The 26,421-nt window shown below is 62.3% G+C and carries 23 protein-coding genes and 1 pseudogene; 16 read left to right on the top strand and 8 right to left on the bottom strand.

Features of this window, described 5'->3' with window-relative positions; genetic code table 11:
* Window positions 1–23: 23 nt before the first annotated feature.
* The 4 genes from OLZ32_RS04840 to OLZ32_RS04855 are packed head-to-tail and all read left to right on the top strand — an operon-like array spanning window position 24 to window position 5,068.
* Window positions 24–1,274, top strand: a complete 1,251-nt coding sequence (locus OLZ32_RS04840) for a sarcosine oxidase subunit beta family protein (RefSeq protein ID WP_264419807.1) — start codon at window positions 24–26, stop codon at window positions 1,272–1,274.
* Between the two features lie 11 nt (window positions 1,275–1,285).
* Window positions 1,286–1,567 carry a sarcosine oxidase subunit delta gene (locus OLZ32_RS04845; RefSeq protein WP_264419808.1) on the top strand — a complete coding sequence of 94 codons (282 nt, stop codon included), beginning with the start codon at window positions 1,286–1,288 and terminating at the stop codon, window positions 1,565–1,567.
* On the top strand, window positions 1,564–4,521 hold the full coding sequence (locus OLZ32_RS04850) for a sarcosine oxidase subunit alpha family protein (protein WP_264419810.1): 2,958 nt from the start codon (window positions 1,564–1,566) through the stop codon (window positions 4,519–4,521). Before OLZ32_RS04845 ends, OLZ32_RS04850 begins: the two co-directional genes overlap by 4 nt.
* Window positions 4,514–5,068, top strand: a complete 555-nt coding sequence (locus OLZ32_RS04855; protein WP_264419812.1) for a sarcosine oxidase subunit gamma — start codon at window positions 4,514–4,516, stop codon at window positions 5,066–5,068. The genes OLZ32_RS04850 and OLZ32_RS04855 overlap by 8 nt, the downstream gene beginning before the upstream one ends.
* Before the next feature lie 104 nt (window positions 5,069–5,172).
* Here OLZ32_RS04855 and OLZ32_RS04860 read toward each other — a convergent pair whose 3' ends face one another.
* The 3 genes and pseudogenes from OLZ32_RS04860 to OLZ32_RS04870 all read right to left on the bottom strand — a co-directional run bounded on the left by OLZ32_RS04860 (window position 5,173) and on the right by OLZ32_RS04870 (window position 7,631).
* Entirely contained in the window at window positions 5,173–6,174 is a 1,002-nt protein-coding gene (locus tag OLZ32_RS04860; RefSeq protein ID WP_264419814.1) for a calcium-binding protein, read from the bottom strand.
* A 184-nt stretch (window positions 6,175–6,358) separates the two neighbouring features.
* Window positions 6,359–7,500 (bottom strand): annotated as a pseudogene (locus OLZ32_RS04865) (CpaF family protein).
* On the bottom strand, window positions 7,500–7,631 hold the full coding sequence (locus tag OLZ32_RS04870) for a hypothetical protein (RefSeq protein WP_012763633.1): 132 nt from the start codon (window positions 7,629–7,631) through the stop codon (window positions 7,500–7,502). The pseudogene OLZ32_RS04865 and the gene OLZ32_RS04870 overlap by 1 nt, the downstream one beginning before the upstream one ends.
* Before the next feature lie 508 nt (window positions 7,632–8,139).
* On the opposite strand from OLZ32_RS04870, the gene OLZ32_RS04875 reads away from it, so the two are divergent.
* From OLZ32_RS04875 to OLZ32_RS04925, 11 genes are all read left to right on the top strand, one after another.
* Window positions 8,140–8,343, top strand: a complete 204-nt coding sequence (locus tag OLZ32_RS04875; RefSeq protein ID WP_003548168.1) for a hypothetical protein — start codon at window positions 8,140–8,142, stop codon at window positions 8,341–8,343.
* Window positions 8,344–8,356: 13 nt separating this feature from the next.
* The gene (locus OLZ32_RS04880) at window positions 8,357–8,920 is read left to right on the top strand and encodes an A24 family peptidase (RefSeq protein ID WP_011655292.1); all 564 of its coding nucleotides are present in this window, start codon (window positions 8,357–8,359) and stop codon (window positions 8,918–8,920) included.
* Between the two features lie 5 nt (window positions 8,921–8,925).
* Window positions 8,926–9,723, top strand: coding sequence for a TadE/TadG family type IV pilus assembly protein (locus OLZ32_RS04885; protein ID WP_011655293.1), 798 nt, complete (start codon window positions 8,926–8,928; stop codon window positions 9,721–9,723).
* On the top strand, window positions 9,720–11,357 hold the full coding sequence (locus tag OLZ32_RS04890; RefSeq protein WP_011655294.1) for a Tad domain-containing protein: 1,638 nt from the start codon (window positions 9,720–9,722) through the stop codon (window positions 11,355–11,357). Before OLZ32_RS04885 ends, OLZ32_RS04890 begins: the two co-directional genes overlap by 4 nt.
* The gene (locus OLZ32_RS04895; protein WP_264419817.1) at window positions 11,329–12,006 is read left to right on the top strand and encodes a TadE/TadG family type IV pilus assembly protein; all 678 of its coding nucleotides are present in this window, start codon (window positions 11,329–11,331) and stop codon (window positions 12,004–12,006) included. The genes OLZ32_RS04890 and OLZ32_RS04895 overlap by 29 nt, the downstream gene beginning before the upstream one ends.
* A 1-nt stretch (window position 12,007) precedes the next feature.
* Window positions 12,008–12,934, top strand: a complete 927-nt coding sequence (locus OLZ32_RS04900; RefSeq protein ID WP_264419820.1) for a hypothetical protein — start codon at window positions 12,008–12,010, stop codon at window positions 12,932–12,934.
* Window positions 12,931–13,884 (top strand): Flp pilus assembly protein CpaB, encoded by a 954-nt coding sequence (gene cpaB / locus OLZ32_RS04905; protein ID WP_264419822.1) that lies wholly within the window; start codon window positions 12,931–12,933, stop codon window positions 13,882–13,884. Before OLZ32_RS04900 ends, cpaB begins: the two co-directional genes overlap by 4 nt.
* Window positions 13,885–13,904: 20 nt before the next feature.
* A complete protein-coding gene (locus tag OLZ32_RS04910; RefSeq protein ID WP_065284049.1) occupies window positions 13,905–15,803 on the top strand; it encodes an ATPase, T2SS/T4P/T4SS family in 1,899 nt (632 codons plus the stop codon).
* Between the two features lie 119 nt (window positions 15,804–15,922).
* Window positions 15,923–16,786 carry a type II secretion system F family protein gene (locus OLZ32_RS04915; RefSeq protein ID WP_264419826.1) on the top strand — a complete coding sequence of 288 codons (864 nt, stop codon included), beginning with the start codon at window positions 15,923–15,925 and terminating at the stop codon, window positions 16,784–16,786.
* The gene (locus tag OLZ32_RS04920; protein ID WP_164067278.1) at window positions 16,783–17,688 is read left to right on the top strand and encodes a type II secretion system F family protein; all 906 of its coding nucleotides are present in this window, start codon (window positions 16,783–16,785) and stop codon (window positions 17,686–17,688) included. The genes OLZ32_RS04915 and OLZ32_RS04920 overlap by 4 nt, the downstream gene beginning before the upstream one ends.
* Before the next feature lie 2 nt (window positions 17,689–17,690).
* On the top strand, window positions 17,691–18,566 hold the full coding sequence (locus OLZ32_RS04925) for an FHA domain-containing protein (protein ID WP_264419830.1): 876 nt from the start codon (window positions 17,691–17,693) through the stop codon (window positions 18,564–18,566).
* A 536-nt stretch (window positions 18,567–19,102) separates the two neighbouring features.
* Here OLZ32_RS04925 and OLZ32_RS04930 read toward each other — a convergent pair.
* Window positions 19,103–19,987: a LysR family transcriptional regulator gene (locus OLZ32_RS04930; RefSeq protein WP_264419832.1), complete on the bottom strand. Its 885-nt coding sequence runs from the start codon at window positions 19,985–19,987 to the stop codon at window positions 19,103–19,105.
* Between the two features lie 125 nt (window positions 19,988–20,112).
* On the opposite strand from OLZ32_RS04930, the gene OLZ32_RS39335 reads away from it, so the two are divergent.
* Window positions 20,113–20,298, top strand: coding sequence for a 4-oxalocrotonate tautomerase (locus OLZ32_RS39335; protein WP_097616603.1), 186 nt, complete (start codon window positions 20,113–20,115; stop codon window positions 20,296–20,298).
* A 151-nt stretch (window positions 20,299–20,449) separates the two neighbouring features.
* On the opposite strand, the gene OLZ32_RS04940 is transcribed toward OLZ32_RS39335, so the two are convergent.
* The 4 genes from OLZ32_RS04940 to OLZ32_RS04955 all read right to left on the bottom strand — a co-directional run bounded on the left by OLZ32_RS04940 (window position 20,450) and on the right by OLZ32_RS04955 (window position 26,412).
* Complete coding sequence (locus OLZ32_RS04940) at window positions 20,450–21,418, bottom strand: DMT family transporter (RefSeq protein ID WP_264419837.1); 969 nt, start codon at window positions 21,416–21,418, stop codon at window positions 20,450–20,452.
* An 883-nt stretch (window positions 21,419–22,301) separates the two neighbouring features.
* Entirely contained in the window at window positions 22,302–22,613 is a 312-nt protein-coding gene (locus OLZ32_RS04945) for a DUF982 domain-containing protein (RefSeq protein WP_011655309.1), read from the bottom strand.
* A gap of 168 nt (window positions 22,614–22,781) precedes the next feature.
* A complete protein-coding gene (locus tag OLZ32_RS04950) occupies window positions 22,782–25,187 on the bottom strand; it encodes a protein kinase domain-containing protein (RefSeq protein WP_264419840.1) in 2,406 nt (801 codons plus the stop codon).
* 43 nt (window positions 25,188–25,230) lie between these two features.
* A complete protein-coding gene (locus tag OLZ32_RS04955) occupies window positions 25,231–26,412 on the bottom strand; it encodes a serpin family protein (RefSeq protein ID WP_264419842.1) in 1,182 nt (393 codons plus the stop codon).
* Window positions 26,413–26,421 lie beyond the last annotated feature (9 nt).

The raw sequence follows: 26,421 nt of genomic DNA on the forward strand, positions 1-26,421 counted from the left end.
AGCTGTTCTTTCCGGGGTGACCCATGCGCTATTCCGCTCTTTCGATTTTCCTGAACGGCCTTCGTGGCAACAAAGGTTGGGCGCCGGCCTGGCGCGACCCGGCGCCGAAGCCGCATTACGACGTCATCATCGTCGGTGGCGGCGGCCATGGTCTTGCCACCGCCTATTATCTAGCTAAGGAATTCGGTGTCACCAATGTCGCCGTCCTTGAAAAGGGCTACCTCGGCTCCGGCAATATCGGCAGGAACACGACGATCATCCGCTCGAACTACCTGCTGCCGGGCAACAATCCCTTCTATGAGCTGTCGATGAAACTCTGGGAGGGGTTGGAGCAGGACTTCAACTTCAACGCCATGGTCTCGCAGCGCGGCGTGCTCAACCTCTTCCATTCCGACGCTCAGCGCGACGCCTATACGCGCCGCGGCAATGCCATGCGGCTGCACGGCGTCGACGCCGAGCTTCTCGACCGGCAGGCGGTGCGCAAGAAATTGCCGTTCCTCGATTTCGACAATGCCCGTTTCCCCGTCATGGGCGGCCTGTTCCAGCCGCGCGGAGGCACCGTGCGCCACGATGCGGTCGCCTGGGGTTATGCGCGCGGCGCAGACAGCCGCGGCGTCGACATCATTACCCAGTGCGAGGTGACCGGCATTCGCACCGAGAACGGCGAGGTGACCGGCGTCGAGACCAGCAAGGGTTTCATCGGCTGTGGCAAGCTGGCGCTCGCAGCAGCCGGCAACTCCACCGTCGTTGCCGATATGGCCGGTCTTCGCCTGCCGATCGAAAGCCATGTGCTGCAAGCCTTCGTTTCGGAAGGGCTGAAGCCGTTCATCGACACGGTCGTCACATTCGGCGCCGGGCATTTCTACGCGTCCCAGTCGGACAAGGGCGGCCTCGTCTTCGGCGGCGATATCGACGGCTATAATTCCTATGCCCAGCGCGGCAATCTCGCCTCGGTCGAGCATGTCGCCGAAGCCGGGCTGGCGCTGATCCCGTCGCTGTCGCGCGTGCGGTATCTGCGCTCCTGGGGCGGCGTCATGGATATGAGCATGGACGGCTCGCCGATCATCGACCGCACCCATATCGACAATCTCTATCTGAATACCGGCTGGTGTTACGGCGGCTTCAAGGCCACGCCCGCCTCCGGCTTCTGCTACGCCCATCTGATCGCCCGCAACGCGCCGCATCAGACCGCCCGCGCCTTCCGGCTCGATCGTTTCGCGCGCGGCTATCCGATCGACGAAAAGGGCGTCGGCGCCCAGCCCAACCTGCACTGAGGACATTTAAGATGGCGAGCCTGATTTCCTGTCCCCATTGCGGCGCCCGACCGAAGGAGGAGTTCTCGATCCGCGGCGATGCGGGCCTTGGCCGGCCGGCGCCGGATGCCGGTGCGGAGGCCTGGTTCGATTATGTCTATCTGCGTGACAATCCGAGGGGCCGGCACAGCGAATACTGGCACCACTCCTCCGGATGCCGCCGCTGGCTGATCGTCGAACGCGATACCGTCACCCATGCAGTCCATGGCGTCAGGGATGCCGCCCTTTCCAAGCTCGGCGGAGAACCGGCATGACGAGCTTCCGTCTTTCCTCCGGCGGCCGCATCGACCGCACCAGGTCGCTCGGCTTCACCTTCGACGGCAGGCCGCTTGAAGGCCATCCGGGCGATACGCTCGCCTCGGCGTTGCTTGCCAACGGCGTCCAGCTCGTCGGCCGCAGTTTCAAATATCACCGCCCACGCGGCATCCTGACGGCGGGCGCTGCCGAACCGAACGCGCTGGTGACGACAGGCAGCGGCGGGCGCACCGAGCCGAACACGCGTGCGACGATGATCGAGCTCTATCAGGGGCTGACGGCAAAGAGCCAGAACCGCTGGCCTTCGCTCGGCTTCGATGTCGGCGCGGTCAACGGGCTGCTGTCGCCCTTCCTCAGTGCCGGTTTCTACTACAAGACCTTCATGTGGCCGGCGGCGCTTTGGGAAAAGCTCTACGAGCCGGTGATCCGCAAGGCGGCAGGCCTCGGCAGGGCCTCCTACGAGGCCGATCCCGATACCTACGAGAAATGCTGGGCGCATTGCGATCTGCTGGTGATCGGCGCCGGCCCCGCCGGTCTTGCCGCAGCTTTGACCGCCGGCCGCGCCGGCGCGCGCGTCATCCTCGCCGACGAGGGATCCGAACTCGGCGGCAGCCTGCTTTCCGACAGCGGTTCTGTCGACGGCAAGCCGGCGGGCGCGCTTCTGGGCGAGCTGCTTGCCGAACTGGCGAGCCTGGAGAACGTGCGCCGCCTGCCGCGCATGACGGTGTTCGGCTGGTACGACGACAATGTCTTCGGCGCCGTCGAACGGGTGCAGAAGCATGTGGCGATGCCCGATCCTGATCGTCCGGTCGAACGCTTGTGGCGCATCGTCGCCCGCCAGGCGATCCTTGCAACCGGCGCCGAGGAGCGTCCGCTCGTCTTCGGCGGCAACGATATTCCCGGTGTGATGATGGCAGGCGCCATGCGCAGCTATCTCAATCGGCAGGCGGTCGCGCCCGGCAGAAGCACCGTCATCTTTACCACCAACGATGCCGGATATCGCACCGCCGCCGATCTCGAGGCCGCCGGCCTCGCAGTTGCGGCGATCGTCGACAGCCGCGTGGATGCGGCCGCGAGCTGGCAGGGCCGCGCCGAAGTGCTGAAGTGCGCCAGGGTCATTGATGCGTTTGGCGGCAAGCGCCTGCGCGGTCTCAGCGTCGAAACCGCAACCGGCACCCGTCGGATCGAAGCCGATGCGCTTGCCATGTCGGGCGGCTGGAGCCCGATCATTCATCTTGCCTGCCATCGCGGTGCGAAACCGCTATGGTCGGACGAAGCCTCGGCGTTTCTGGCGCCCGTCCAGCAGGAAGGTCTGGCCGTTGCCGGCTCGGCCGCCGGCATGGCGCAAACGGCGACCTGCCTCGGGGATGGCGCAGCAAAGGCCGCTGCCGCGTTGAAGACGATCGGCTTCGCGGCGGCGGAAGCGGCCTTTGCCGCGGCGTCAGAGACGGCTGCACAGGCAAAGCCGCTCTGGTCGGTCAAAGGCTCGAAGGGCAAGGCCTTCGTCGATTATCAGAACGACGTGCATCTCAAGGACCTCGGCCTCGCCGTCCGCGAAGGCTACGGCCATGTCGAACTCGCCAAGCGTTACACGACATCAGGCATGGCGACCGACCAGGGCAAACTTTCCAACATCAACGCCATCGGTATCCTTGCCGAGGCGCGCGGCGTGTCGCCCGCCGAGGTGGGAACGACGACCTTTCGGCCCTTCTATACGCCGGTTTCCTTCGGCGCCTTGACCGGGGCGTCGCGCGGCAAACATTTCCAGCCGGCCCGCAAATCGCCGCTGCATGGCTGGGCCGAGAAGAATGGCGCGGTCTTCGTCGAAACCGGCCTCTGGTACCGGTCCGCCTGGTTTCCGCGCGCCGGTGAGACGACATGGCGTGAAAGCGTCGACCGCGAGGTGCTGAACATCAGGAAGAATGCCGGCCTCTGCGACGTCTCGACCCTCGGCAAGATCGAAATCTCAGGCAAGGATGCCGCGACCTTCCTCGATCGCATCTATTGCAACGGTTTCGCCAAGCTTGCTGTGGGCAAGGCGCGTTACGGCATCATGCTGCGCGAGGACGGCTTCATCTATGATGACGGCACGACCAGCCGGTTCAGTGACGAGCATTTCTTCATGACGACGACGACGGCGCTCGCCGCCGGCGTGCTGACCCATCTCGAATTCTGCGCCCAGACGCTCTGGCCGGAACTCGACGTCTGCTTCGCCTCCTCGACCGATCAATGGGCGCAGATGGCCGTCGCCGGGCCGAAGTCGCGTGCCATTCTTGAGGAGATCGTCGACGAGGACCTGTCGGATGCGGCCTTCCCCTTCATGAGCGCCCGCAAGGTCTCCCTCTTCGGTGGCCGCCTCGAAGGCCGGCTCTTCCGGATCTCCTTCTCCGGCGAACTCGCCTACGAGCTGGCAGTACCATCAGGTTACGGCGAAGGTGTTGCCGATGCGATCATGGCGGCGGGCGAGAAACATGACATCTGCGCCTATGGCGCCGAAGCGCTCGGCGTCATGCGCATCGAAAAGGGCCATGTCACCCATGCCGAGATCAACGGCACGGTGACGCCTGGTGATCTCGGCTTCGGCCGCATGGTTTCATCAACCAAACCGGATTTCATTGGCAAGGCAATGCTGGCGCGCGAAGGGCTGCAGGATCCCGAGCGGCCGCGCCTCGTCGGCGTCAAGCCACTTGACCCGGCGGTGGGCTTCCGCACCGGCTCGCATATTCTCGCCGATGGCGTTGCGGCGACGCTCGAAAACGACCAGGGTTACGTCACCTCGAGCGCCTTCTCGCCGACGCTCGGCCATACGATCGGCTTGGCGCTCGTCCGGCGCGGGCCGGAACGTATCGGCGAAAAAGTGACGGTCTGGAACGGCCTGCGCAACGAATTCACCGATGCGGTGCTCTGCCATCCCGTCTTCATCGATCCCGAAAACGAGAAGCTCCATGCGTGATCTTCCGCAACACAGACCGGTTCTGGCCGGCATGGCATATAACGGTATCTCGGAGGCGGGCGTCCGGCTGGAAGCCTTGCCGGAGGGCCATCTCCTGCATGTGCTCGGAGCGATCGAGCCATCCGCGCTCGCCGCGGAATTGGTGAAAGGCGGGTTTGCGAAAAGTTCGATCCGCAAGGCGGGTTTCCGGCAATGGTTCGTCGCCGGCGACGAGCCGCTTGTCCCGGCCAGCCTCGATGTTCTCGTGGCAGCGCTTGCGGGCAAGGCCTTCGTCATGGACCAGAGCCACGGCCGCGTGCGCATCGGCGTTTCCGGCCGTTCTTCGCGGGCGCTTCTCTCACGAGGCACCGCCGTCGATCTCGATCCTTCGGTCTTTCCGGAAGGCCATTCGGCCATGACGATGGTCGGCCATCTCTCCGTGCAGATCGTCCGCACCGGCGATGACAGCTTCGAGCTTACGGTCCTGCGCAGCTTTGCTGAAAGCCTCTGGGACGATCTCGCGCATATGGCGGCGAGCGCCGAAAAGGATGGCGCATCGTCATCATAACGAGAGCCTGGGTTCCAGCACGTTTCGCTGGAACCCGAAAAGCCATGCTGGCTTCAATGTTGCATCGCACGGTCTGCAACGCGCCACTTTTTCGGCGAGGGCGCTTAGTCAGACTTGTCGTATGATGACACGAAACTCGGCATCGGCGTTTCGCCTGGCTTGACCTCCAGCGTATTGCCATCGGTAAAGGAGAGCGTCAGCGCGCTGCCGAAGAAGAAATCCACCGAGATTCCATCGTTATCGTTTCCGTCGAAAGAAATCGTAGCCTTGTTGCCCGTTATGGTTACCTTTGTATTCTCAGCGGTGAAGCCTTCTCCCAACTCAATGGTGGAGGAGCTTTGGATCAGGCTTATGGAATCTTGTCCATCGCCGACCTCGAACTTGACGGTCGATCCGGAGCTTCCGTTTCCGTAGCTCTCGGCTTGGAGCCCGCTAATAGTAATTTTGTCATTCCCGGTCCCGCCGGTGATCGTGTTTCCGATCCCGGCAGAGATTGTATCGTCGCCGGCACCGGCATCAAGGGAATTGCGATGCGCGGCGCCAATTGTATCGTTGCCGACACCGCCAATCACCGTATTTTCAAATGCTGCATAGATCGTATCATTGCCGGCACCCGCATCAATCGTATTATTGCCCCCCGCAGAGATCGTATCGTCGCCTGCGCCGCCAGCCACCGTGTTTCTATTGCCGACAGAGATTGCGTCGTTGCCGCCGCCGCCGTCGATCGTGCTGTCAGTGCTGACTGATATCTGATCGTTTCCTGTGCCACCGCTGATATCCATCAGAAAGCTTCCGCTGATGATGTCGTCACCAGCGCCGCCGTTCACCCCGCCGCCCGGCCCCGCACGGATAACGTCGTCCTTGTCGGTGCCGGTGATGTCCGAAAACGCGCCGCCGATGATGAACTGCCCGCCGTTTTCGAGCAAAATTCGGGTGATCTGGCCCTCGGCCTGCTTCAGCGGATCGAGATTGACGCCGGAAATGGATGACAGAATCTGGGCGGCGGCCGACTGTTTTGTAGACGCCGCGGCCGACTGGGCAGATCCCTTGAGAAGGGTCAGTGCCGTCGAATTGCCGGAAGCTGCGGGCGATGAAACTGAAACCATGATGTCTTTTCTGTTAAACGCCCTCTCATGAGGCGGCATTGCAGATCGTCATCATGACGAACGTGAATCATTTGACATCGCTAGAGTGCAACGGGAACATTAATAGAGTATTTCATATGTGCAATCAATGCGCGAATAAATGCCGCCGCCAAGTGCTTGTTGGAGGCGTCGTCCGGCAAAGGTTTCAGGCCGTTACCTGCGCGGCGGCGCCGACCATTCGGGGCGCTCGGCGCCTTGCAGCTCTTCCACCGCATCGGCGGCAAAGCTCGGTACGACACCGGTCCACAGCAGTGCGCCATCGGGATTGGAATGGCCGTCGCCTTCGAGCTTGTAGATGCTTTCGACGATATACTGGCCGTCATTGTTCAGGCCCTTGATCTCGGAAATCTCGATCACCCGGCGCCGGCCGGTGCGCTTGAAGCGGGCGATCTGCACGACGACGTCGACCGCGGAGGCGATCTGGGCGCGCAGCGGCCGAAGCGGCATGTCGATATCGGACATCAGCGCCAGCGTCTCCAGCCGGTGCAGGGAATCATAGGGCGTGTTCGCATGCACCGTCGAAAGGCTGCCGCTGTGACCTGATGTCATCGCCTGGATCATATCGAGCGCCTCGCCGCCGCGGCACTCGCCGACGATGACCCGGTCCGGCCGCATGCGCAGCGACGAGCGGAAGAGGTCGCGGATGCTGGCGCCGCCGCGGCCGAAACGGTCAGGCTTCGTCACTTCGAGATAGACCACGTGTTCCTTGCGGATCTGCAGTTCGGACGTATCCTCGATGACGATGATGCGCTCGTGGTCGGCAAAGGCTTCCGACAGCGCGTTCAGCATCGTCGTCTTGCCGGTGCCGGTGCCGCCGGAGATGATCACGTTCTTCTGCAGGCCGACGGCCGCCTGCAGCAGCGTCAGCGACTGGTCGGTCAAGCTGCCCTGGGTGACGAGATCGTGGATGCTGCGATGTTCTTTCAGAAAGCGGCGAATGGAGATGCAGAGCCCGGTGCGGGAGGCGGGCGGCTGGATCATCTGCACGCGCGAACCATCCGGCAGACGCGCCTCGATGCTTGGCTCCTCCGGCGTCAGCCGCTTGCCGGAGAACTGCGCGATGCTGCGCGCGGCCGATTCCAGATCCTCGCGGCTGGCGAAGCGCGTATCGGCCCGTTCGAGCTTGCCTCGCCTTTCGACGAAGATGTCGGATGTGCCGTTGATCAGGATTTCGGACACGCTCGGATCATCGAGGAGAAAACGGATCGGCCCGAGCAGCTTGTCCAGCGCACGGGTCAGGACCTGAAAGGTCGCCTGTTCGGCGGCGTCGTCGGAAACGGCCTTCATCAGAGCGGCATCCCGACCAGGACCGTGCTCATGCCGAACAGTGTCGCCATCATCTGAACCGCAGTCGGAAAGAACATCATCAATGGAATGAGGACCAATCCAAGTATTAATATGCTGCTCATCGTTTCCATCGTTTTCTCTCCGGATCGACTGGCGGGCGATACCCACCATTTGACGAAAGCTTAATCCAGATCGCCAAACAACGCCATGGCCAGGCCCCGCGGAGGCAGTCATTATGATCGCCGCGCGCCGTTTCTTCTATCGCTTTGAAAGAATTGACCAATTATGGAGCAGTAGACGAGGCCTTGCAGGGTTGACAAAAACTTCGACCATTCAGGTAAAGCTGCAGCTTATTCAATCGGTTAATTGAAAAAATATGACGTCAACTGCGATTGTGCCGGCGATGCCTCCAAGACAATTGGAACCCTTCGTTTCGTTTGCTTGACGGAGGGCTGGCCTTGGGCGCACTCTTGGGTCTTAATGGTGTTGCTCAACAAACGTTGGCCGCCGGGGAAGATAAGCTGAAGCAGAAAATATCATTGGATCGAGCAACATGCTCGTTCGGATCGATAGCATATGCTTGGTTCATCTTCACCAGGGCTTCGAACCGAAACAAACCTGGGAATGAGGAGTAATCACATGTTTGGTAAACTCAAGACTCTCGCAATTGCACTTCACAAGGACGAACGCGGCGACATGGCCCAGATCGTCCTGGCCGTCGCCCTGATCGTCATTCCGCTGATGCTGATCCTGCTCGCATTCGGCAAACAGATCGGCGAATGGTTCAACGAAAAGAACACGGCGCTCTCGGATGCCGAGAGAATTCCTGAGCCGGGTCAATAAGCGGGTCGGGATCATGGATACGACCTATGATCTGACCCTGATGCCTGCGGCGGCGGCTCTTGCCGTCGCCTGCACCATGACCGCGGCGGTGCTCGACCATCGCCACGGTCATATCCCGAACGCCGTCACCTATCCTTGCCTGCTTGGCGGGTTCATGTTGGCAGCAGTCAGCGGCGGTCTCGCAGGGATAGGGCTTGCCTTTGCAGGCCTCCTTGCAGCCGGCCTGATCTTCATCATCGCCTTCGCAGCCGGAAGCTGCGGCGGCGGCGACGTCAAGCTGATGGCGGCGCTCGGCGCCATTCTTGGCCTCTGGCCCGCCATCGACGTCACACTTGCATCGCTGATGGCCGGCGGCGTGATCGCCGTTTTCTCCATGGCGCGGCGTGTTCAGTGGAGCGTGCTGGCCCGAACGGTCGGACTGTTTGCGCTTCTCCTGCCTGCCGGTTTCCGCGATGCCGCTTCGGTGCTGAAGCCGCGCGAAACCCATCATACCGTCCGCTTCGGCGTTGCCGCTGCTCTCGGACTTCTCTGGTGCCTTTTCATGCCCGATTTCACCCCTCTTTCATTCGTGAGGTAACGGCAATGCGCGCGGAACTCGAACGCCCCATCTTCGACGGTGCATTCTGGAGTTCGATCCTGCACTCGCGGACCTTCTGGGTCCCTCAGGATCACGGCGCGCTCCTCGGTACCTTTGTGATCGCCATGATGCTGCTTGCCTCGATGCTGCTGCTGCCGCGGCTTTCCGCCCGCCGGCGCCGGATATCGGAGCTGCACGGCGATATGTCCGGCAGCACGACGATGATGGATTTCGTGCTCGTGACACCGGTCTTCGTCTTCTTCATGTTCGTGGTCTTCCAGTTCACGATCCTGGCCAAGAACCACCTCTTCACTCATTATGCCGCCTATGCGGCGGCCCGCAGCGCCCGCGTCTATTTCTGCCCGGCTTTTCCGATCACGCTTAGAAGCATCATCGACGTCAAGACTTGCGATGACGATGCTGCCGCCGGCAAGGCCGATCTTGCCGCCCGCCTGGCGCTGATCCCGGCCGCACCCTACGACCAGCTGAAATGCGTCGGCGCCTGCCAGCCGCCGGAAGATGCGCTGAAAAGCCTTGCCGATGCCTCGGGCCTTTCGAAGAACTGGCGCGCGATGCGCAACCAGGCCCGCTACATGTTCGACCCACAGAACGTCACCGTGACGGTCGACCGCGCGCCGATGGCGCTCTATGCCGCCATCAACCGCTCGCCGCATGTGCCGGTCACCGCCAAGGTGGAAGCGCGCTTCCTGCTGCTCGAATATGCCGGCTGGGTCTTTGCCCGCGGCCAGAGGAAGGACGGCCGCTACTACACGATCTCGACGGCGGAGGTGAACCTGCTATGACACCGACCCTTATCAAGCGCCTGCACCGCGACGAACGCGGCTTCCTGTCGCCGATCATTCTCTACATGACGATCGCGCTCGCCCTGATGATCGTCTGGATCCTGAATACGGGACAGATGATCTACGACAAGCAGCGCACGCAGGACACGGCGGATGCCGCAGCACTCGTCCATGCCGACTGGGAAGCCCGCTATCTCAACATCATGGCGATGAACAACGTCGCCTCCTCGCAGGCAACGGTCGTCATGGCGACCTCGGTCGCCTTTCAGCTGACGACGGCGGAACTGGCCCTGCGCTCGGGCGTCATCCTCGCGAAACTCGCCGAATACTCTTTCACGGATGGCTTCGGCCCGGCGTCGCTCCTGCCGCCGATGCCGCCGATGCCGCATTGCCCGGGCTGGCAGAAGATCCCGGTCATCGGTGGCATCATCTACGGTGCTTGCCTGGCGTTCCAGGGGGTCCGGGCGATAGGAGCCACCAAGGCGATTGCATATACGGTAAAAGCACAGATCGATTATGATCCCTGGGGCCTCATCGTGAAGTCCAGCGACATCATCGACGCCATGAATGATCTCAACGACTACCTCGTCGAGAGCTTTCCGCAGCGGGTCGGCAACGAAGCCCTGCATCTGGTGCGCCTGAACAAGTCGGATCATGTCGTCTTCCATCCGCCGTGCGAGTCCTGCAACAACGCCGGAGAGGGCGCCGGGGGTAACCTGCCGGTCGATCGCGACGGCATCAATCCCGCCTCGGCCTATGCTGAAATGTGCCTCGCCATGACCTATGGCACCCAGGGGCAGGACCCGTTCCTCATGCGCGGCGAGTTTGCCAATCGCGGCTTCCCCAACGGCAAGGGTCCGTTGACCGCAGGCGGCGTCGACGGCAGCCATATCCGCGACTGGGTCAACCACGAGAGCGGCATCGACGATGCTTTAGTGGACTTCTACATCTTTTATGAAGCCTTCGGCCCGGCCTATCTGAGCAAGATCCCATTCAAGGCGATCATCGAGCAATTTGGCGATCTCAGCTGGTGGCAGGAACTGCTGCTCGATGGCAGCTTCTTTATCGCCGAGGAATTCTTCGGCATCGAATTCGGCATCGTGAACCCCTTTCAGCTGCCGATCGACAAGCCACCGCGCTATTCCGACAAGCAGACAAAAGACGAGAACGATTTCACCCGCAAGTTCGACACGATCTGGAATGGGGTCTGCAGCCCGGCGGGCGCTGCGATTTCGATGGCAGGCGCACTGCCCGTCATCTCCTTCCCGAAGCCTTACTGGCTGAAGGGACGCACACCTTTCAACTTCACGCCCTTTGGTGGCGAGCAACTCGACGACTATCAGACGCTGGCGATCGTTTCGCGCGCCCCGCGCGCCAGGCTCCAGATCCGCATTTTCAAGGACAAGACGCCGTCCGCCTATGCGCTCGCGCAGAGCTGGGTCCACAATTACACGGCCTTCGACCTCTATACGCAGGACTGGCTGGCATCGCTGGCGCCCGCCACGCTTGCCGACGATATCGGCGAGGTTTCGAACACCATCAAGCAAAGCCCGGCGGCCGACAGTTTTACCGGCCTGACGCGCGTCTTCGATCAAGGAGGAGCCAATGCCTGGGCTGCCGTCAACACACACTGAGCCTAAGAGCGGTCCTCCCGGCCGCGGGCTGCTGATGCGGCTGCACCGCGACAGGCGCGGTCTGGCCTCGATCGAATTCGTGCTCGCCGCGCCGGTCATCCTGCTGATCGTGATTTTCGTCATCCACGCGAACAAGATTTCCACCAAGAAGGTCGGAACCATGCTTGCCATGCGAAACGCCGCCTTCGCCGAAGCGAACGGGCTGGACTGCACGTCGGATTTCTCGAACGCCTTCCCGATCCCGGCCTTGCCGGCACTGCCCGGACGCGACGCCATGAGCTGCTCGCGCACGCCATCGCATGAAGGCGGCGGCGACCCTCAGCGCAGCTTTGTCTGGGACGACGTACAGAATACCTTAAAGAACGGCCGCGATTTCGGCGATATAGTCGGCGACCTCGCCAATGAAAAGCCGCAGCTCGTCACCGCGACGGCCGACCGGGTCTACAAATTCAGGGATTCCGACGATCTCGACACGATCCGGAGCCTCCGCTGGAAGGACGCGTTCGCGGTCGACGACTCGACACTGTTTGCCTCCCACAACAACGATACCACGAGCCGCGGCTACGATCCGACGCTGCGCCGGGAAATCCGCGATGTGGCCGACGATTCGGGCGATCTGTTCGACGGCGTCTTTCCGGGAGCGAAATAAGATGAGACAGGGCTCGCGCATCTCCTTCCGTTTCGCCGGCCATCTCACCGGTTTACTGCTCGTCATCGGGCTCGCCGCCGCCATGGGCACACCGGGTCGCGCCGAAATCTACAAGGATTTCAAAGTGACGCTGAATTCGATGCTGGCCGGCATTCTCGGCGCGCCAGAGCGGGCGCCGCGCGACCTCGTCATCAACGGCCAACCGCTGGAATTCACGCCCTATCAGAGCGATCGCAGCATTTCCGATATCACCGACGAATGGCTGCGGGTGCTGGCCGCCAACACACGGCCGGCCTTGCCCAGGAGCGATAGCAAGGAAGAACTGACCGCCGTCATTGCCGCCAACATGCTGATCGTCCCGAAGACGAGCCGCATCCGCGACGATCTCGCCGTGGTGGTGCGGTTCTTCGATGGCGACGGCGAGGCGGCCCTCGACTATCTCCGCCGGCAGGATCCCAAAAATCCTTCGGCAAGAGCGTCGATCTCGGGCGTCTCGATCATGATCCGCCGTCCCGCCGATGCGCCGAGGACCGAGGTGCTTATGAGCCGCTTCGAGGATGTCGCCGCGACGCTGCCGGCCTTCGCGGCTCCGGCTGATATCAGCAAGCTGCCGATGTCGCTGCGTCCGCCGGCCGGTGTCGAGGTGCTGAGCGATATCGGCGATCGCGACAGGGGCCACACGTCGCGCACGGTCGTGTCGAAAGGCACGCTGTCGGCCTCGCGCTGGTCCGATCAGCGCGCCGATCTGCTTGCCCGCGACGGCTTCACCATCGAGACGCCGCCGGCACAGCGCGGCGGGGTCACCGCCCTTTACGGCCGGCGCGGCAGCGTCGAGGCCAATGTCCTCTACACCCGCAGCAAGACCGACGGCCGGACCGTCGAAGTCATTCAAATCAGGCAACCCTTCGTAGGGGGAATAACACCATGAACTGGAAGCTCATCGCGGCCGTCATCGTCGGGCTGATCACCGGCGTTCTGCTCTATTTTTGGACCGAGAGCGTCAAGAACGAACAGACGGCCTATGCCTTCATGCGGCTCCAGCCCGACAGGAAGGTCACGCGAGGACAGGCGATCACGCCCGACATGCTCGCCGAACCGGTGATGCTGCCGGAAAGCTTCGGGGCGCTCGCCAAACTCGCGGTTCCCGCCGCCAGCGCCTATCAGGAATGGCTGAAGGACAGGACGGCTGCGAGCGATATTCCGGCAGGCTCCGTGCTGCTCTTTCAGTATTTCGACGATACCGATGGCGGACGCCTGACGACGATGATCGCGCCGGGTAAACGGGCGCTGACCCTCCCCGTCAACGCAGCCGCGGCCGTCGGCCATTTCGTCGAGCCAGGCAGCTATGTCGATATCATCGGCACGGTCGACGAACCGGTCGAGCCCGTGGCGCCGGCCGCAGCAGCCCAGCCGGGCGCGCCCGGCCAGCCCGCTGCCGTGCCAGGTCAGCCTGCCGCCCCGGGTCAGGCGCCGGCCGCCGGACAGCCGCAGGCTCCAGCCCAGCCGCAGTCGCCGGTCGAGCAGATGCTGAAGAACTATCTCACCCAGTATCCAGGCGCCGACGAGAACGATGTCAACGCCTACCGCAAACAGGCGCAGGATTATAAACTCGGCATCAGCTCGCGCACCCGCGTCGTCACCCGCACCTTCCTGCAGAATGTCAAGGTTCTGGCCGTCGGCGCGGCGACGACGGCGGAGGGTGCGGTCACCAAGGCCAACAGCACCTACAACAATGTCACCGTCGAAGTGACGCCGTCGGAGGCTGAAATGCTGATTTTTGCCATGGGCCAGTCGAACGGCAGCCTGAACCTCGTGCTGCGCAATCCGGCCGACAATACCGTCGAGGACCTGCCGAGCATCAATTGGACGCGCATGTGACCGCCGCGGGGGAATGAGCCATGCTGTTGAAGATTTCCTATGAGGACGGCAGCGGTCGGGAGGTCATCCCGCTCTCGGCGAACGAAACCTATTTCGTCGGCGAAAGCAGCACGCTGACGCTGCCCGCCGGCGCGGGGGTCGTGCGGCTGCGCGGCAGCCACGTCTCCTCGCCGCAATTCGTGCTGCGAAAGTCGGGCCAGGGCTGGTCGGTGCAGCATCACGGCCGCAACCCGACGCGCGTCGACGACCAGCCGCTTCGGGCCGGCACGCCGGTTGCGGTCTCGGCCGGCATGTCGATCTGGGTGCCGAACGTCACGATCGAACTCGTCGAGCCGGCGGCGGTGGCTGAAGCGGTCACGCAGTTTCCCGATCAGGAACGGGTGCTCGCCCTGCAGATGGAAATCCACGAGCGCCTGCTGAAGGACACGCAGTATGACCGGCTGGTGAAATCTTCCGATTTCGGCCGCGAGGACACGCGAAACCGAATCCGCGAGCGCCTCGACATGTTCATCAAGGAGGCGCTCGACGCTGCACCGCAGGATCTCGTTATCCTTGTCATCAAGAACGCCGTCTATCGGTGGCTGGCAAAACGCATCGCCCGCACGGGGCGGCGCGACGCCTCGTCGAATGCCGCAAGCCTGTCGCGCGAGGAGCAGGACAATCGCCGCCTCTTCGACGTCGGCAAGGCGCTGATTTCGGCCCTGCAGCTCAAGCTGAACTTCGAATCCACCCGCTCGGACTTCGCCCAGCTCGACACCCGTTTCAGCGCCGCCTTCCAGTCCAGGCAGGCTCTTTTCAACGCCGGTGACCGCTACGAGATCGCCCATATGCACCTGCGCTCCAATATCGAGGAGCTGATGTATCGCTGGGGGACGATCTCCGAGCTGATGGATCTCGACGTCATCTCGGAAATCATGGTGACGCGCTACGACGAGATCTACGTCGAAAAATTCGGCCTGCTGGAGCGGTACCCTTTCGCCTTCGCCAATGAACGGCAGCTGATGAAGGTGATCGAGCGCATCGCCGTCGATTCGAACCGCTCGATCAACGAGAGCGAGGCGATGGCCGACTTCCGCATGCCGGATGGTTCGCGCGTCAACGCCGTCATTCCGCCGCTGGCAGTCAAGGGCGCATGCCTCACCATCCGCAAGTTCGGCGGCAAGTCGCGGCTCGATATCAGCAAGCTGGTGACCGCCGGCGCGCTCAGCGAGCCGATGCGCGCCTTCCTCGAGGCTGCCGTCCGCTCCCGCAAGAACATCGTTGTTTCCGGCGGCACCGGTTCCGGCAAGACGACGCTCTTGAACAGCCTGTCGCAATTCATCCCGGTCGGCGAGCGCGTCGTTGCCGTCGAAGATACGTCGGAACTGCAGCTCGACGGCATCCATGTCGTCTACCTGCAATCGCGGCCGAAGACGGCAGAATCCGAGACCAGCGTCACCATCCGCGACCTCGTGCGCAACGCGCTGCGCATGCGGCCTGACCGCATCATCGTCGGCGAGTGCCGTGGCGCGGAGGCGATCGACATGCTGCAGGCGATGAACACCGGCCATGCCGGCTCGATGACGACGGCGCATGCCAACACGCCGCAGGACATGATGACCCGCCTGGAGGTGATGGTGCTGCAGGGCCAGAGCTCGCTGCCTGTCATGGCGATCCGCCAGCAGATCGTTGCCGCCGTCGAACTCGTCGTGCAGCTGAACCGGCTGGCGAACGGCCGGCGCGCCGTCACCGAAATATCGGAGGTGATCGGCATCGATCCGGATACCGGCCTCATCATCGTCGAGCCGATCTTCAATCTCGTCGGCCGCGCCGGCGGCCAGGCCGTGCATGCCTTCACCGGCTACTTGCCGAGCTTCGTCGCCGAGCTCGTCGAGTTCAACGACGACGGCGAGATCGAGAAACTGGACATGTTCGTCTAGAGCGGTTCCAGAACCGCTCTAAGTTTTTGTTTTTACGCAATTCCTCGGCAAAAACGCTTGGCGCTTTGCCTGGGAAAACCGCTTCGCACTTTTCCTGGAATTGCTCTGAGGGGGAAACCATGGATATCAGCATTCTGCAGATTTTTACGGTCGCCCTCGGGGCGGTGACCGCGGGACTGCTCGTCTGGGGCGCGCCGGTGCGTTGGCCGGCGCCGCTGCTGCGCGCCACCGAACGTGACATTGCGCTCGCCAGTGAGGCGGCGCAGGTCTTCGGGCGTGATGCCGTTCCGCCCTATACGATGATCCTCGCCTACGGCATCACCGCGGTCGTCGTCTTCATCGTGATCTCGCTGATCTTCGGACCGATCTTCGGCTTCGTCATCGCCATCCCGGTCGCTATCTTCCTGCCCAAGGGCGTGATCCGTTATTATCTGCAGCGCCGCTGGCTGCAGATCGAATCGCAGCTTCCCTATGCCGTCGACCAGATCGTCTCGGCGGTGCGCACCGGCAAGCCGCTCGCCATCGCCGTCAATGCGGTCGCCGATACCGGCCAGATGCCGGCCTCGCGCGAGTTCGAGCGCATTGCCCGCGAACAGAAGCTCGGCATCGGCCTGGTCGAGGCGCTCGACCGCCACGGCCGCAACGTGCCGAGCCTGCACTTCAAGATGGTCGATGCGGCACTCGGTCTCTTTGCGCGCCAGGGCGGCGACATTTCCGAGCCGCTGACGGAAATGTCGAAATCCTTCAAGGAAATCTGGAAGCTCGACCAGAAGATCACGACCTCCTCGTCGCAGGCGCGCATGAACTTCCGCGTCGTCAACGGCGGCGCGCTGTTCATGATCCTGATGATCTTCTTCGGCCAGCCGGAACTGATCGACAAAGTGTTCGGCAACGCCATCGGCATCGTCATCGCGATCGTCGGCGCCATCCTCTATGCAACCGGTTTCTTCTGGATGCGCTCGATGATGAAGGTGTCGGTATGATGTCTCAGATACCCCTCGCCCCGATCGCCATCACCTTTGCCGGCATTACCGCTGCGCTGTTCGTCTGGTGGATCGGCGATATGCTCGGCAGCATTCAGGTGGTGCGCCGGTCCGCCGGCGGCGATGGTCCGCCGCCGAATATCGTCGACAGCATCGGCATGCGCACGCCGGTCGAATTCGTGCTGACGCATTTCGAGCCGCTTCTGGCCGATTACGGCGCGCAGCTCGAGCAGAAGCTGATCTATGCCGGCCGGCCGTTCGGCGGCGTCACGGGACGGGAATATATCGCCCTTCTCGTCGTTCTGAGCCTCTTCGGCTTCGTTGTGCTCGGCCTGCTGTTCGGCATTGCCAGCGGCAGCGTCATCGGCGGGCTCGTGGCCGGCCTGATCCTCGGCCTCATCCCCGCCATCTATTTCTGGGTCGTCGCCGACGACAAGGCGCAGGACCGCAAGGAGCGCATTTCGCGCGAGTTCCCCTATTTCCTCGATCTCGTCGTTATGACGCAGCAGGCGCAAGCGACGCTGCCGGAAAGCCTGAGGCTTTATGCCGAAGCCGCACCCGGCACCGTCATGAGCGAAGAGATCGAACAGACGCTGAAGGACGTGGCGCTCGGCACCGGCATGATCGAGGCGTTGCAGCGGCTGGAGCGCCGCATGACCGCCGAGGAGGTCATCCGCGTCATCCGCGCGGTGATCCAGGGCGAAGTCGAGGGCAGCAACCGCGTGGAACTGTTGCGCGAACACGCGCGCGACCTGCGCTTCCGCCGCTGGGAAAAGGCCGACAGGGCCAGTGAAAAGCTGAAGGCCAAGATCGTCATGCCGGCGATGATGATCGTCGTATCGATCCTGCTTCTGGTACTGGCGCCTGCAATTGTCGAGATGATGTCGAGTGGGATGTTCTGATCATGGTCTTTTCCTTCTTTCGCGGAAACAAGCCTAGCCTTCTGCAGACCGGTCCCGGCGGCCAGAGCCGCAGCCATGTGCTCGATCGGCCGGAAATGTCGATCGGCCGGGCGGGCAATGCCGATATCGTCGTCGACGATCCGTTCCTGGCGCCGATCCATGCGCGCATCGAGCGGCAGAGCGACGGCGGCTTCATCATTCGCCGCATGGGGCTGAACCCGATCATGCTGCGTGGCGAAGCGCTGTTGCAGACGGCCTCGCTGAAAGCCGGCGACAGCTTCCGTCTCGGAAAGGACGTCGAATTCCAGTTCGTCGTCAAGGCCGCCGCCAAGGAGGCGCCTAAGAAGGAGGCTTCCAAGACGAGCGACGGCAAGCCGAAAAAATCGCTCCTCAAGCAGCCGGCCTTCCTCGCCGGCATGGCTGTCGTCTATCTCGCCATCGTCGGCATCATCGGTTACGTGATCCTCTCCGACAGCGGCAGCGCGGAAAGTGGCCCGACGGCAGAACGCATCAATGCGGAAGCCGCCCGCATTCCGACATGCATCAAGAATGCCCGGCGTTTGCGCCAGGTTTCCGAGCAAAGCTTCAACGGCGCCGTCGGCGGCCGCGTTGGCAGGGATGGCGATGCAACCTATGCCGCGCTTTCGCTGGCAGCCGAACCATCCGACGATGCCGGGCTGGCCAAGGCCGCCGAGCCGATCGTCGAGGCCTACAAGCGCACGGCGCTCGCAGCCCTCGCCTCGGAAAACCGCGGCAACAATACGTTGGCACAGACCCTCTACCAGCAGACCTACGATCTCGTTCCCGACGTCAACTGCTCAGCCGCGCGTTTCGCGCTGCAGCGGCGGGCTGCGGTGAAGCCGCCGGCGCGGCGCTGATCGCGAATGCTTTGATCAAACAGGACACTGTGAAGGCACGGGTCAGAAATTCCGCACTCTGACCATAGGCTTCGCTGCCCACGGGAGGGAAACACGTCATGGACGAATGGAAAGGCAAGGAAGTCAGGATCACGGTCTACAAGAAGGTGTCGGATCGCTCGTGGTCTTCCGCGGTGCCATCCAAAGATTACATTTTGAACGCAGATACAATGGCGGATGTATTCAATGAATACGACCCTAGCTCATATACTTTCACGATTGAGCCTGCGACCGAGGACGCTTGGCCTAAAGGCCTTGAGCCGAATCGAACTTCGCGATGACTGACAGCCGCATCGACCGGGACTATGTGGTCCCGGTGTGAGCGGCAAACCGTCGGCGGAGGCGTCGGAGCAGACGACAAAGGTCGATCCCTCCTGCGCCATGAAGAATCCACGCGCCGACAGCGCCTCGAGATCGGCAAAGATCGGCGGGTAGGCGACGATGGCGAGCTTATAGGCCTCCGCGGTATAGCGGCCGTCGGCCACGACCGCGCGTTGTCAGCCAAACCGGTCCACCAGGAAATCGATCACCGTCCGCAACATCGCCGTCGGCCGACGGTTCGGCGCATAGACGAGGTACATCGGTACAGGCTTGTAGGACCATTCCGGCAGCACCTGCTCAAGCCGTCCTTCGGCGATATCGGCGGCGAGCAGAGGTTCCGGCTGAAGCGCAATTCCCGCGCCGCTGAGCGCGGCCATGCGTAGCGCCGCCCCCTGGTTGGTCGAGAATTTTCCGGAAATCAATACATCGCGCATTTCGCCTCCAGGTCCGACCAGGTGCCAGCGATCCTGCATGCGCCAATAGGAGTGGCCGAGGCAGAGATGGTTCGTCAGAGCCTCCGGCGAGGTCGGCCGGCCATGGCGGGCAAGATAGTCCGGGGAGGCAGCGAGAATCCGCCGGTAGGGCGTCAGCGGGCGGGCGACGAGGCTGCTGTCGGCGAGCGGACCGATGTGGATGCCGAGCTCGAACCCCTCGCCAACGAGATCATGGACACTGTTATCGAGCGACAGCTCGATGCTGACGTCGGGATAGGCGTTCTGGTAATCGATCAGCGTCGGCACCAGGACTTGCGTGCCGAAGCTGACGGGTGCCACCAACCGAAGGCGGCCGCGCGGCGCCGATTGCAGCTCGTTTGCCGAAGCCTCGGCCAGCGCCACTTCGGAAAGCGCGCGCTTGCAGCGCTCGTAATAGAGCTGGCCTACCTCTGTCAGCTGATGGCGCCGCGTGGTGCGATGGATCAGCTTCGCCCCGAGCCGGGTCTCAATCGTCTTGATGTGCTTGGCAACCATGGCAGGCGACACTTGCGCGATCTCCGCGGCCGCCGCGAAACTGCCATTGTCGATGACCCTGACGAACATCGCCATGCCGGCCAGCTTGTCCATAATTGCCTACCTGTTGGTTTTGAATGACGATACCGGGAGCTTATTTATCAACCAAGGAATTTACAACATGGTCGTCATGCCCGCGCCAAGACGACGGACACCACCAACCTGACCAAGGAGACACCATGCCCATTCTTCACCTGCAGATGCATCCCGGCCGCACCGACGATCAGAAACGCGCCTTCGCGCGCGAAGCAACCAAGGCCGCCGTCGAAACCCTGGCGTGCCCGCCCGAGTCGCTGGAAATCCTGATAACGGAGATCGCCAAGGATTCCTGGGCGGTCGGTGGCAGGCTGAAATCTGAAGCCTAAGAGGCGACCCGCAGCGTCGAAGGCTCGAACTGCGGGACGCCGCCGCCATGGTATTGAACAGGGAGCCGGCACGCGGCTCCCGTGCTGACCGGGCGGGTGGCCGGTTGACTTTACTGGCTGCTGCAACTCCACCGCACGCAAGCCTTTGGGGTCACTCGTTCGCAAGCGCTGCCTTTCCCGATGCAAATTGGCGATCATAGAAAACCCGAACCGACAGAACGTCGCCGGCGATCAGGACAACGACCCCGGCGACTTCGATCGGCGTTGGCCAGCGCGCATGCACGACAAGTCCGCCAATCACGCCGAAGACAATCTCGGAGACGATCAATTGCGCGGCCAGGGCAACCGGCAGGGTCCTTGACGCAATACTCCAGGCCCAGACGCCGCCCACGGTGGCCAGTAGCGCGAGAGTTGTGCCCCAGACATAGAGGTTGCCGGCAGCGCTCCAGCCGAATCCCAATGTCGGAAGCCGGAAGAGGTCCATCGCGGCACCGATGGGATAGAAGGCCAGCATCAAGACGCCGCCGCCAACCAGTATCAGCGCCGACCACACGCCGGAGGGCATGTCCGGCCGTACGGCGAGTGCTGCCTGATTGGAAAGTGCGAACCAGACCCAAAGGCCCACGGCAGCAAGCGCCAGCGGCACGCCAATCCACAATGATTGCACAGAGTCCAGTCCTTCGGCCGTGAATGCTGTGCCATTGACGAGAACAAGGCCGACCAGCACCAGTGCCAGAGGCACCATGAGGGATCGCCATGGCAATGATGCCTGACCCTGATTGCCAATGACCATCAATACGATTGGTACCAGCCCGAGGAAGGCCGGAGCGATGACTGGGCCGGCAAAGAGGGCCGCTCCCGTCACTGTCAGGAAGTAGCCGACATAGCCGACGAAGGCGAGCCAGATGGCTTGCAGGCAGTTTCGAAGCGTGAGGTGGCGCATGACACCCTTCTCGGAAAACAGGATGCAAAGCCCGACGAGTGCCGAGACGACGTGACGGATGAGAGCAAAATCAAAGGTGGAATAGTCACCGATGATGAAGGGCACCACGAAGTTGAGCGAAAAGGCAAAGGCCGCAAAGAGAGCGGCCGACACGCCAATATAGAAAAGTCTGTCCATAATGTTCACCCTTTTGAGGTTGCGTCACCGAGCCCTGGTCTCCGCGACACCGAGTGTGCCGTTTGGCAATCAAGCGAAATGCTTGATCGAATGGGAAAATTTTTACCGGCCACGCGCTCTGGTCGGTAGCCGGCGAAAATGAGAACCAGCCTCTCGATACGCATCACCCGGATCGTGAAACGGTGCTGTATCGCGGGGGCCGCGATGCGGCTCCCACTTTGACCGGGGCGGGCGACTGGTTGACTCTGCTGGCTGCCCGGAACTCCACCGCCCGCAAGCCTATGGCAGCCGACTTCGCCGGGGGATTTGCCTTTTGGTGCATCTGAGCCATGGCGGAGTTCGGCCCGAAGCGGTCGTTGGTGAGGAGTTTAGTTACTTCGCTCGGGGCTGAGATTAGGTGGAATACAATGTACGCTCACTCCATTGCGAGCTCGAAAACTCAACGACTTTTCCACTAAGCTGATTTCGATCCTCGACGCCTTGTCTAGTATGAGCGTCTCGGGGGCTCCGTCACTCCCGGAACAGGCCCTGCGGAAGACCTTGATGACAGGGCCGTAGACGACCTGATAGCGGCCAAGGTCGACGCAATTGGGTTCTCCTGTAGTAATCGGATTGCCGCTAGCATCACATCTCTCAGCATAAGGGAAATTTTTTGCTGTCATCGAAAACCGAATAAGGGCTGCGCTTTGGCTGAACATTTCCCAGAAAATATATATGACGATAACGACACAGGCGAAGAGGCCACTGAGTCTGAAAAGACCAAGGGACAAACTAGGACCGGCCTCATCATCCTGCATTTTGTGCTTTTCTAGCTTTGGGACTAATGTCCGCGGCTGGGGCGCAAAAGTGACGTCGAGAGGCGAGTAGCCCCCCGAAATACGTGCTATCTTTGCGCGCTTGAGGGAAGGTCCGGTCGTCGCTCTCCAACCCCCTGCCGGACGAGCGATAGAGCAGCGATACCCGCCTCATCGGCCGCACGCAGAAGCGCTTCCCGGAATTGTTCCGGGGCAATTTTGCCGCTCAACGCGTCGACGCAGGCTTTCACGGCAGCCACATATTCCTCGCCGTCATCACAAGGCCAATCGTTGATCAGGAGACGCGCCGCGTCGCCCAGCGTCCATACGATCTTGCGAGATGCCGGGCCTCGCAAAGCAAACCCAACCGGCGTGAATGCTGATGATGTGTTCCAGCACATTGTCCTCGACCCCTCAAGGCACGGATACTGCAGTCCCCAGTTCAATATACGCGCGTATTTTGTAATTTGGAATTGAAATTTGTTGAATGATGCGGCTTGAGCGCGAGCTGCCGAATGAAGCAGAAACGGCGCTCACACTTCCCTATTCGGTCCCATTTTTCGCCGCGCTCACCGCAATTCGGCGGTGACGCGGAAGATGCCGCCGGCCGACGCGTCGGAGCAGACGACGAAGGTCGAGCCTTCCTGCGCCATGAAGGCGACATTGCCGCCGGCTTCGCAGGGGGTGGCGCTCCATTGCAGGATGATATCGCCGTTATCGGGCAGTTTTTCCGGCGTGATCTTTGCCGCACTTGCCATCCATTCCGTCGCCGACGGCAGGTGGACGGGCGCGTTCAGCTGCTTCGACAGCCAAGCCGTATAGTTCTGCGCCACGGCAAGCGGCACGTCGTCGGCCGGCTGCTCAGGATTGTCGGCATAGGCCTGGGCTGCGGCGGGATCGGAATTGGCGGTGTAATATTCCGCCATCTCCGCCCGTGTGACGGCCTTCGTCTGCATGCAGAAGGACTTGTCGATCTTCACGGCGCCATTGGCAACGCCGAGCATGCCGCCGAGCTCCTGCATCGACGAGGTCATCAGCCGGACATTGTCAAGCGAATAACTGCCCGCCGGCACGGTCTCGAAGGCAAGCGTCTGCGAAACCGGGCAGAAGCCGCGCGCCGACAGCGCCTCGAGATCGGCAAGGATCGGCTGGTAGGCAACGATCGCCAGCTTATAGGCCTCGGCGGTGTAGCGGCCGTCAGCCTCGCCGATCTTCGGGGCGAGTGCGGCAAGCGTCGGATCGGCAGCACCGGCGCGGGTCGCGATCGAGGCGCTGAGATCGGTAACTTTCTGCTTCAGCGCCGTCGCCTCATCCTTCGCCGCCATGACGTCGGCGATGACGGCGTCGAACAGTTTGGCGGCGTCGCCATAGCCTGACGTCGCGGCCGGCATCTGCCATTGCTCGGCCTTGGCCTTGGCCTCGGTCATCAGCCCGCTCGCCTTGGCGACATCGGGGCTATCGCCGGCGCCGATGCGATTGACCGTTTCGCGTTTTGCCGCCGCGTCCTTTTCGGCCGCCGCCAGCGCGGTGAGCGCCTTGGCGAGATCGTCGAACGTCGTTTTCGACGCGTCATAGGCGTCGACGGCAGCATGCATCTGCTTGGCGGTGGCGGCGTCGGCAGCAGTCTTCATCTTGGCGTCGGCCTCGGCAAAACCTGGCGCCTTGTCGCCACCTGCGGCCGAAGCGGCAGCCTTCGCCTTCTCGGCATTCTCCTTCGATATGCCGATCAGCGCATTGCCGAGATTGATGGCTGCCGTCTGGAAGCCCGGAAGAGCCTTTTCGTAATCTTCGTCCTTGAGCAGCGCATCGGCCGATGTCAGCGCCGCGGCGCCGGTGTCGTAGGAGAGCTTTGCCTGGTCGCTGGCCGGGCGCTCCGGCGCCTTGGCGGCGATTGCCTTCTGCTTGCGGCTTTCGGCCTCCTTCTTCCACACGCCGACATCGGCGACGAGTTTCGGATCCGGGCGGAGCAACTTCGGGATGGTGAAGGCACCGACGCCGATGCAGATCAAGAGCAGAGCTGCGATCATGGAGATTTTGACAGGCGTCCACTTCTTCGGCTTCGGGGTGTCCTGCTGCGGCGGCATGCCGCCGCGCGGATCCCACGACATTGGCTGGATGCCTGTCGTCACGCGAGCAAATTCGCCCAGCGCGTCGGCGCCCGTGCGCGGTCGCGCGCTCGGGTCGCGGCTCAGCATTCTTTCCACAAGGCTTGCAAGACCCTCCGGAAAGCCCGGGATCAACACGTCGAGGCGGGGAAAGATATTGGAAGGATCGAGATGGATGTTCTTCCAGCTCTGCTCGCGCTGGTGTTCGTCTTCCCAGACCATGACGCTGTCGAAGACGCTGGCATAGGTCTGCCGTGGCAGGAAAAGCTTGTAGGCGATCATGCCCATGGCGTAGATGTCGAGAGCCGCCGATGCGGAGAAGGTGCCGCTGGCATAGATCTCCGGTGCGCCGAATTCCGGCACATAGGGCGGGATGATGTGCTCGCCGATCTTCGAAATCAGGTGCAGGTTGCCGATCCGGACCGACAGGCCGGAATAGTCCTCGGAGACGTAGATGCACTGGTCCGTCAGGGCATTGTGGGCGTAACCCGCACCGTGCAGCGTCGCCAGCCCCTCGAGGATGTGGCGGCCGATCTCGACGGCGCGCTCGTAAGCCACCATTTCCGTCTCGTCGAGATACTGGTGCAGCGTTTTCGACGGCCGCTTCTCGACGATGTAGAAATTGTCGTCTTCCGGCGACGGCGGAATGAGGTCCTCGATCTCGACGAAGCGCCGCGCCGTCAGCGATTTGGCCTCGTTGATGGACGTCCAGACCCGCTCGAACCGAGCTTTGTCCAGTTTCAGCGCCATATCGGGCGCGACGATGAACACCGAATGGTCCATCCGCTTGTCCTGGGCAGGATAGACGATGAACTCGTTCTCATAGACCGGCTCGCCGATCGTATAGCGGGCGATCAGATCACTTCTCATGCACTTGTCCCCCTGCATTCATTGCATTCATGAAAACCGAATTCTATTCGCCTGCCAGAAGCGGATCGCCGATCAGACCGGCAGCCAGCAGCAGGCCGGTCTTGGTATCGCGAAGCGCGAAGGCAAAACGGGCATCGGCCACGACGCGAATAAGCTTCGGATCGATGCTGCGTTCCGTGATAACCGCCGTGGCTGCCGCCGCCTCCGTGCCGTTTTCGTCAACCTTGATCATCGTCTTCTGAAGGACGCGCGACAAGCTGATGTTTTCCTTGGTGAACCCCGGGAAACCCGCATCCTTGGCCTTCTCGGGCGCCACGCCCATCGCATTGAGTATCGGCATCAAATCACGCCCGTCGTTCAGGGAAAAGCGGGGCAGGAAGATTTCGCCCTTGGCGGCTTCGAATTTTTCCCCTTGCAGCCAGGAAGCGAGCGCCTTCAGGTCCGAGCCACCCACCCCCTTGCCGGAGCGCGCCGCCACCACGACCATGCTGTAGCTCTCGCCGGCATAGGCAAGGTCGACGGCGGTGAATTTCTCGTCGAAGCGGAATTTCTGGCCATCGCCGGCAAGATGCATCATCGGCACCGAAATCGTCGATCCATCCGGCCGCTGAAAGGGGCTTGCCGGGGTTTCCCTATCGAAGGACGTCTTCCAGCGTGCCTTGAAGGAGAGCGCGCCGAGACTGACGAAGCCGCCGCCGGGGGGGGCGTCCAGGATGACCGGAATGGCGCCCCGCGTTGCCTGTTTGACCCAGCCGTTGATGTGCTCGACCGATTTCGGTCCGTCGAGATCCTCGATCGAGGGCTTGATCCGGTGGCCGGCGAGCATGGAGAGCGCATCGGGAACGAGCACCAGCTTGTCGTCGAAGACGATCGCGACCGCCGTCGTCAAAGGCGCATCTGCCGCTGCCGGCTTCTCGGGGGTCATTGCGTCAAGCGCCGCCTCCGGTCCCTTCACCTCGCCACCGAAGCCGAGACCCCTGGCGATCGAGGCTTTGCCTTGGTCGGAGGCGCCGAGGCTTGCCAGACCGAGCGCTGCGGCAAGGCTTGCCGGCGATACCATGATATTGGCAGCACCCTTCTTTGTCAGCGTACGGTCGATCAGTTCGGCCGCAAGCCCTGCTTGTGCGGCAAGCATCGCCTTGCTGTCGCCGGCGTTGCCGGCATGAGCTGGGGCAAGCGTGATCAGGGAAGCGGCAAGACCCGCCAGCAGAGTGGGTTTCGGCATGGTTCGCTC

Origin of the sequence: Rhizobium acaciae (genome assembly GCF_025941625.1) — a bacterium.
Classification (GTDB): domain Bacteria; phylum Pseudomonadota; class Alphaproteobacteria; order Rhizobiales; family Rhizobiaceae; genus Rhizobium; species Rhizobium acaciae.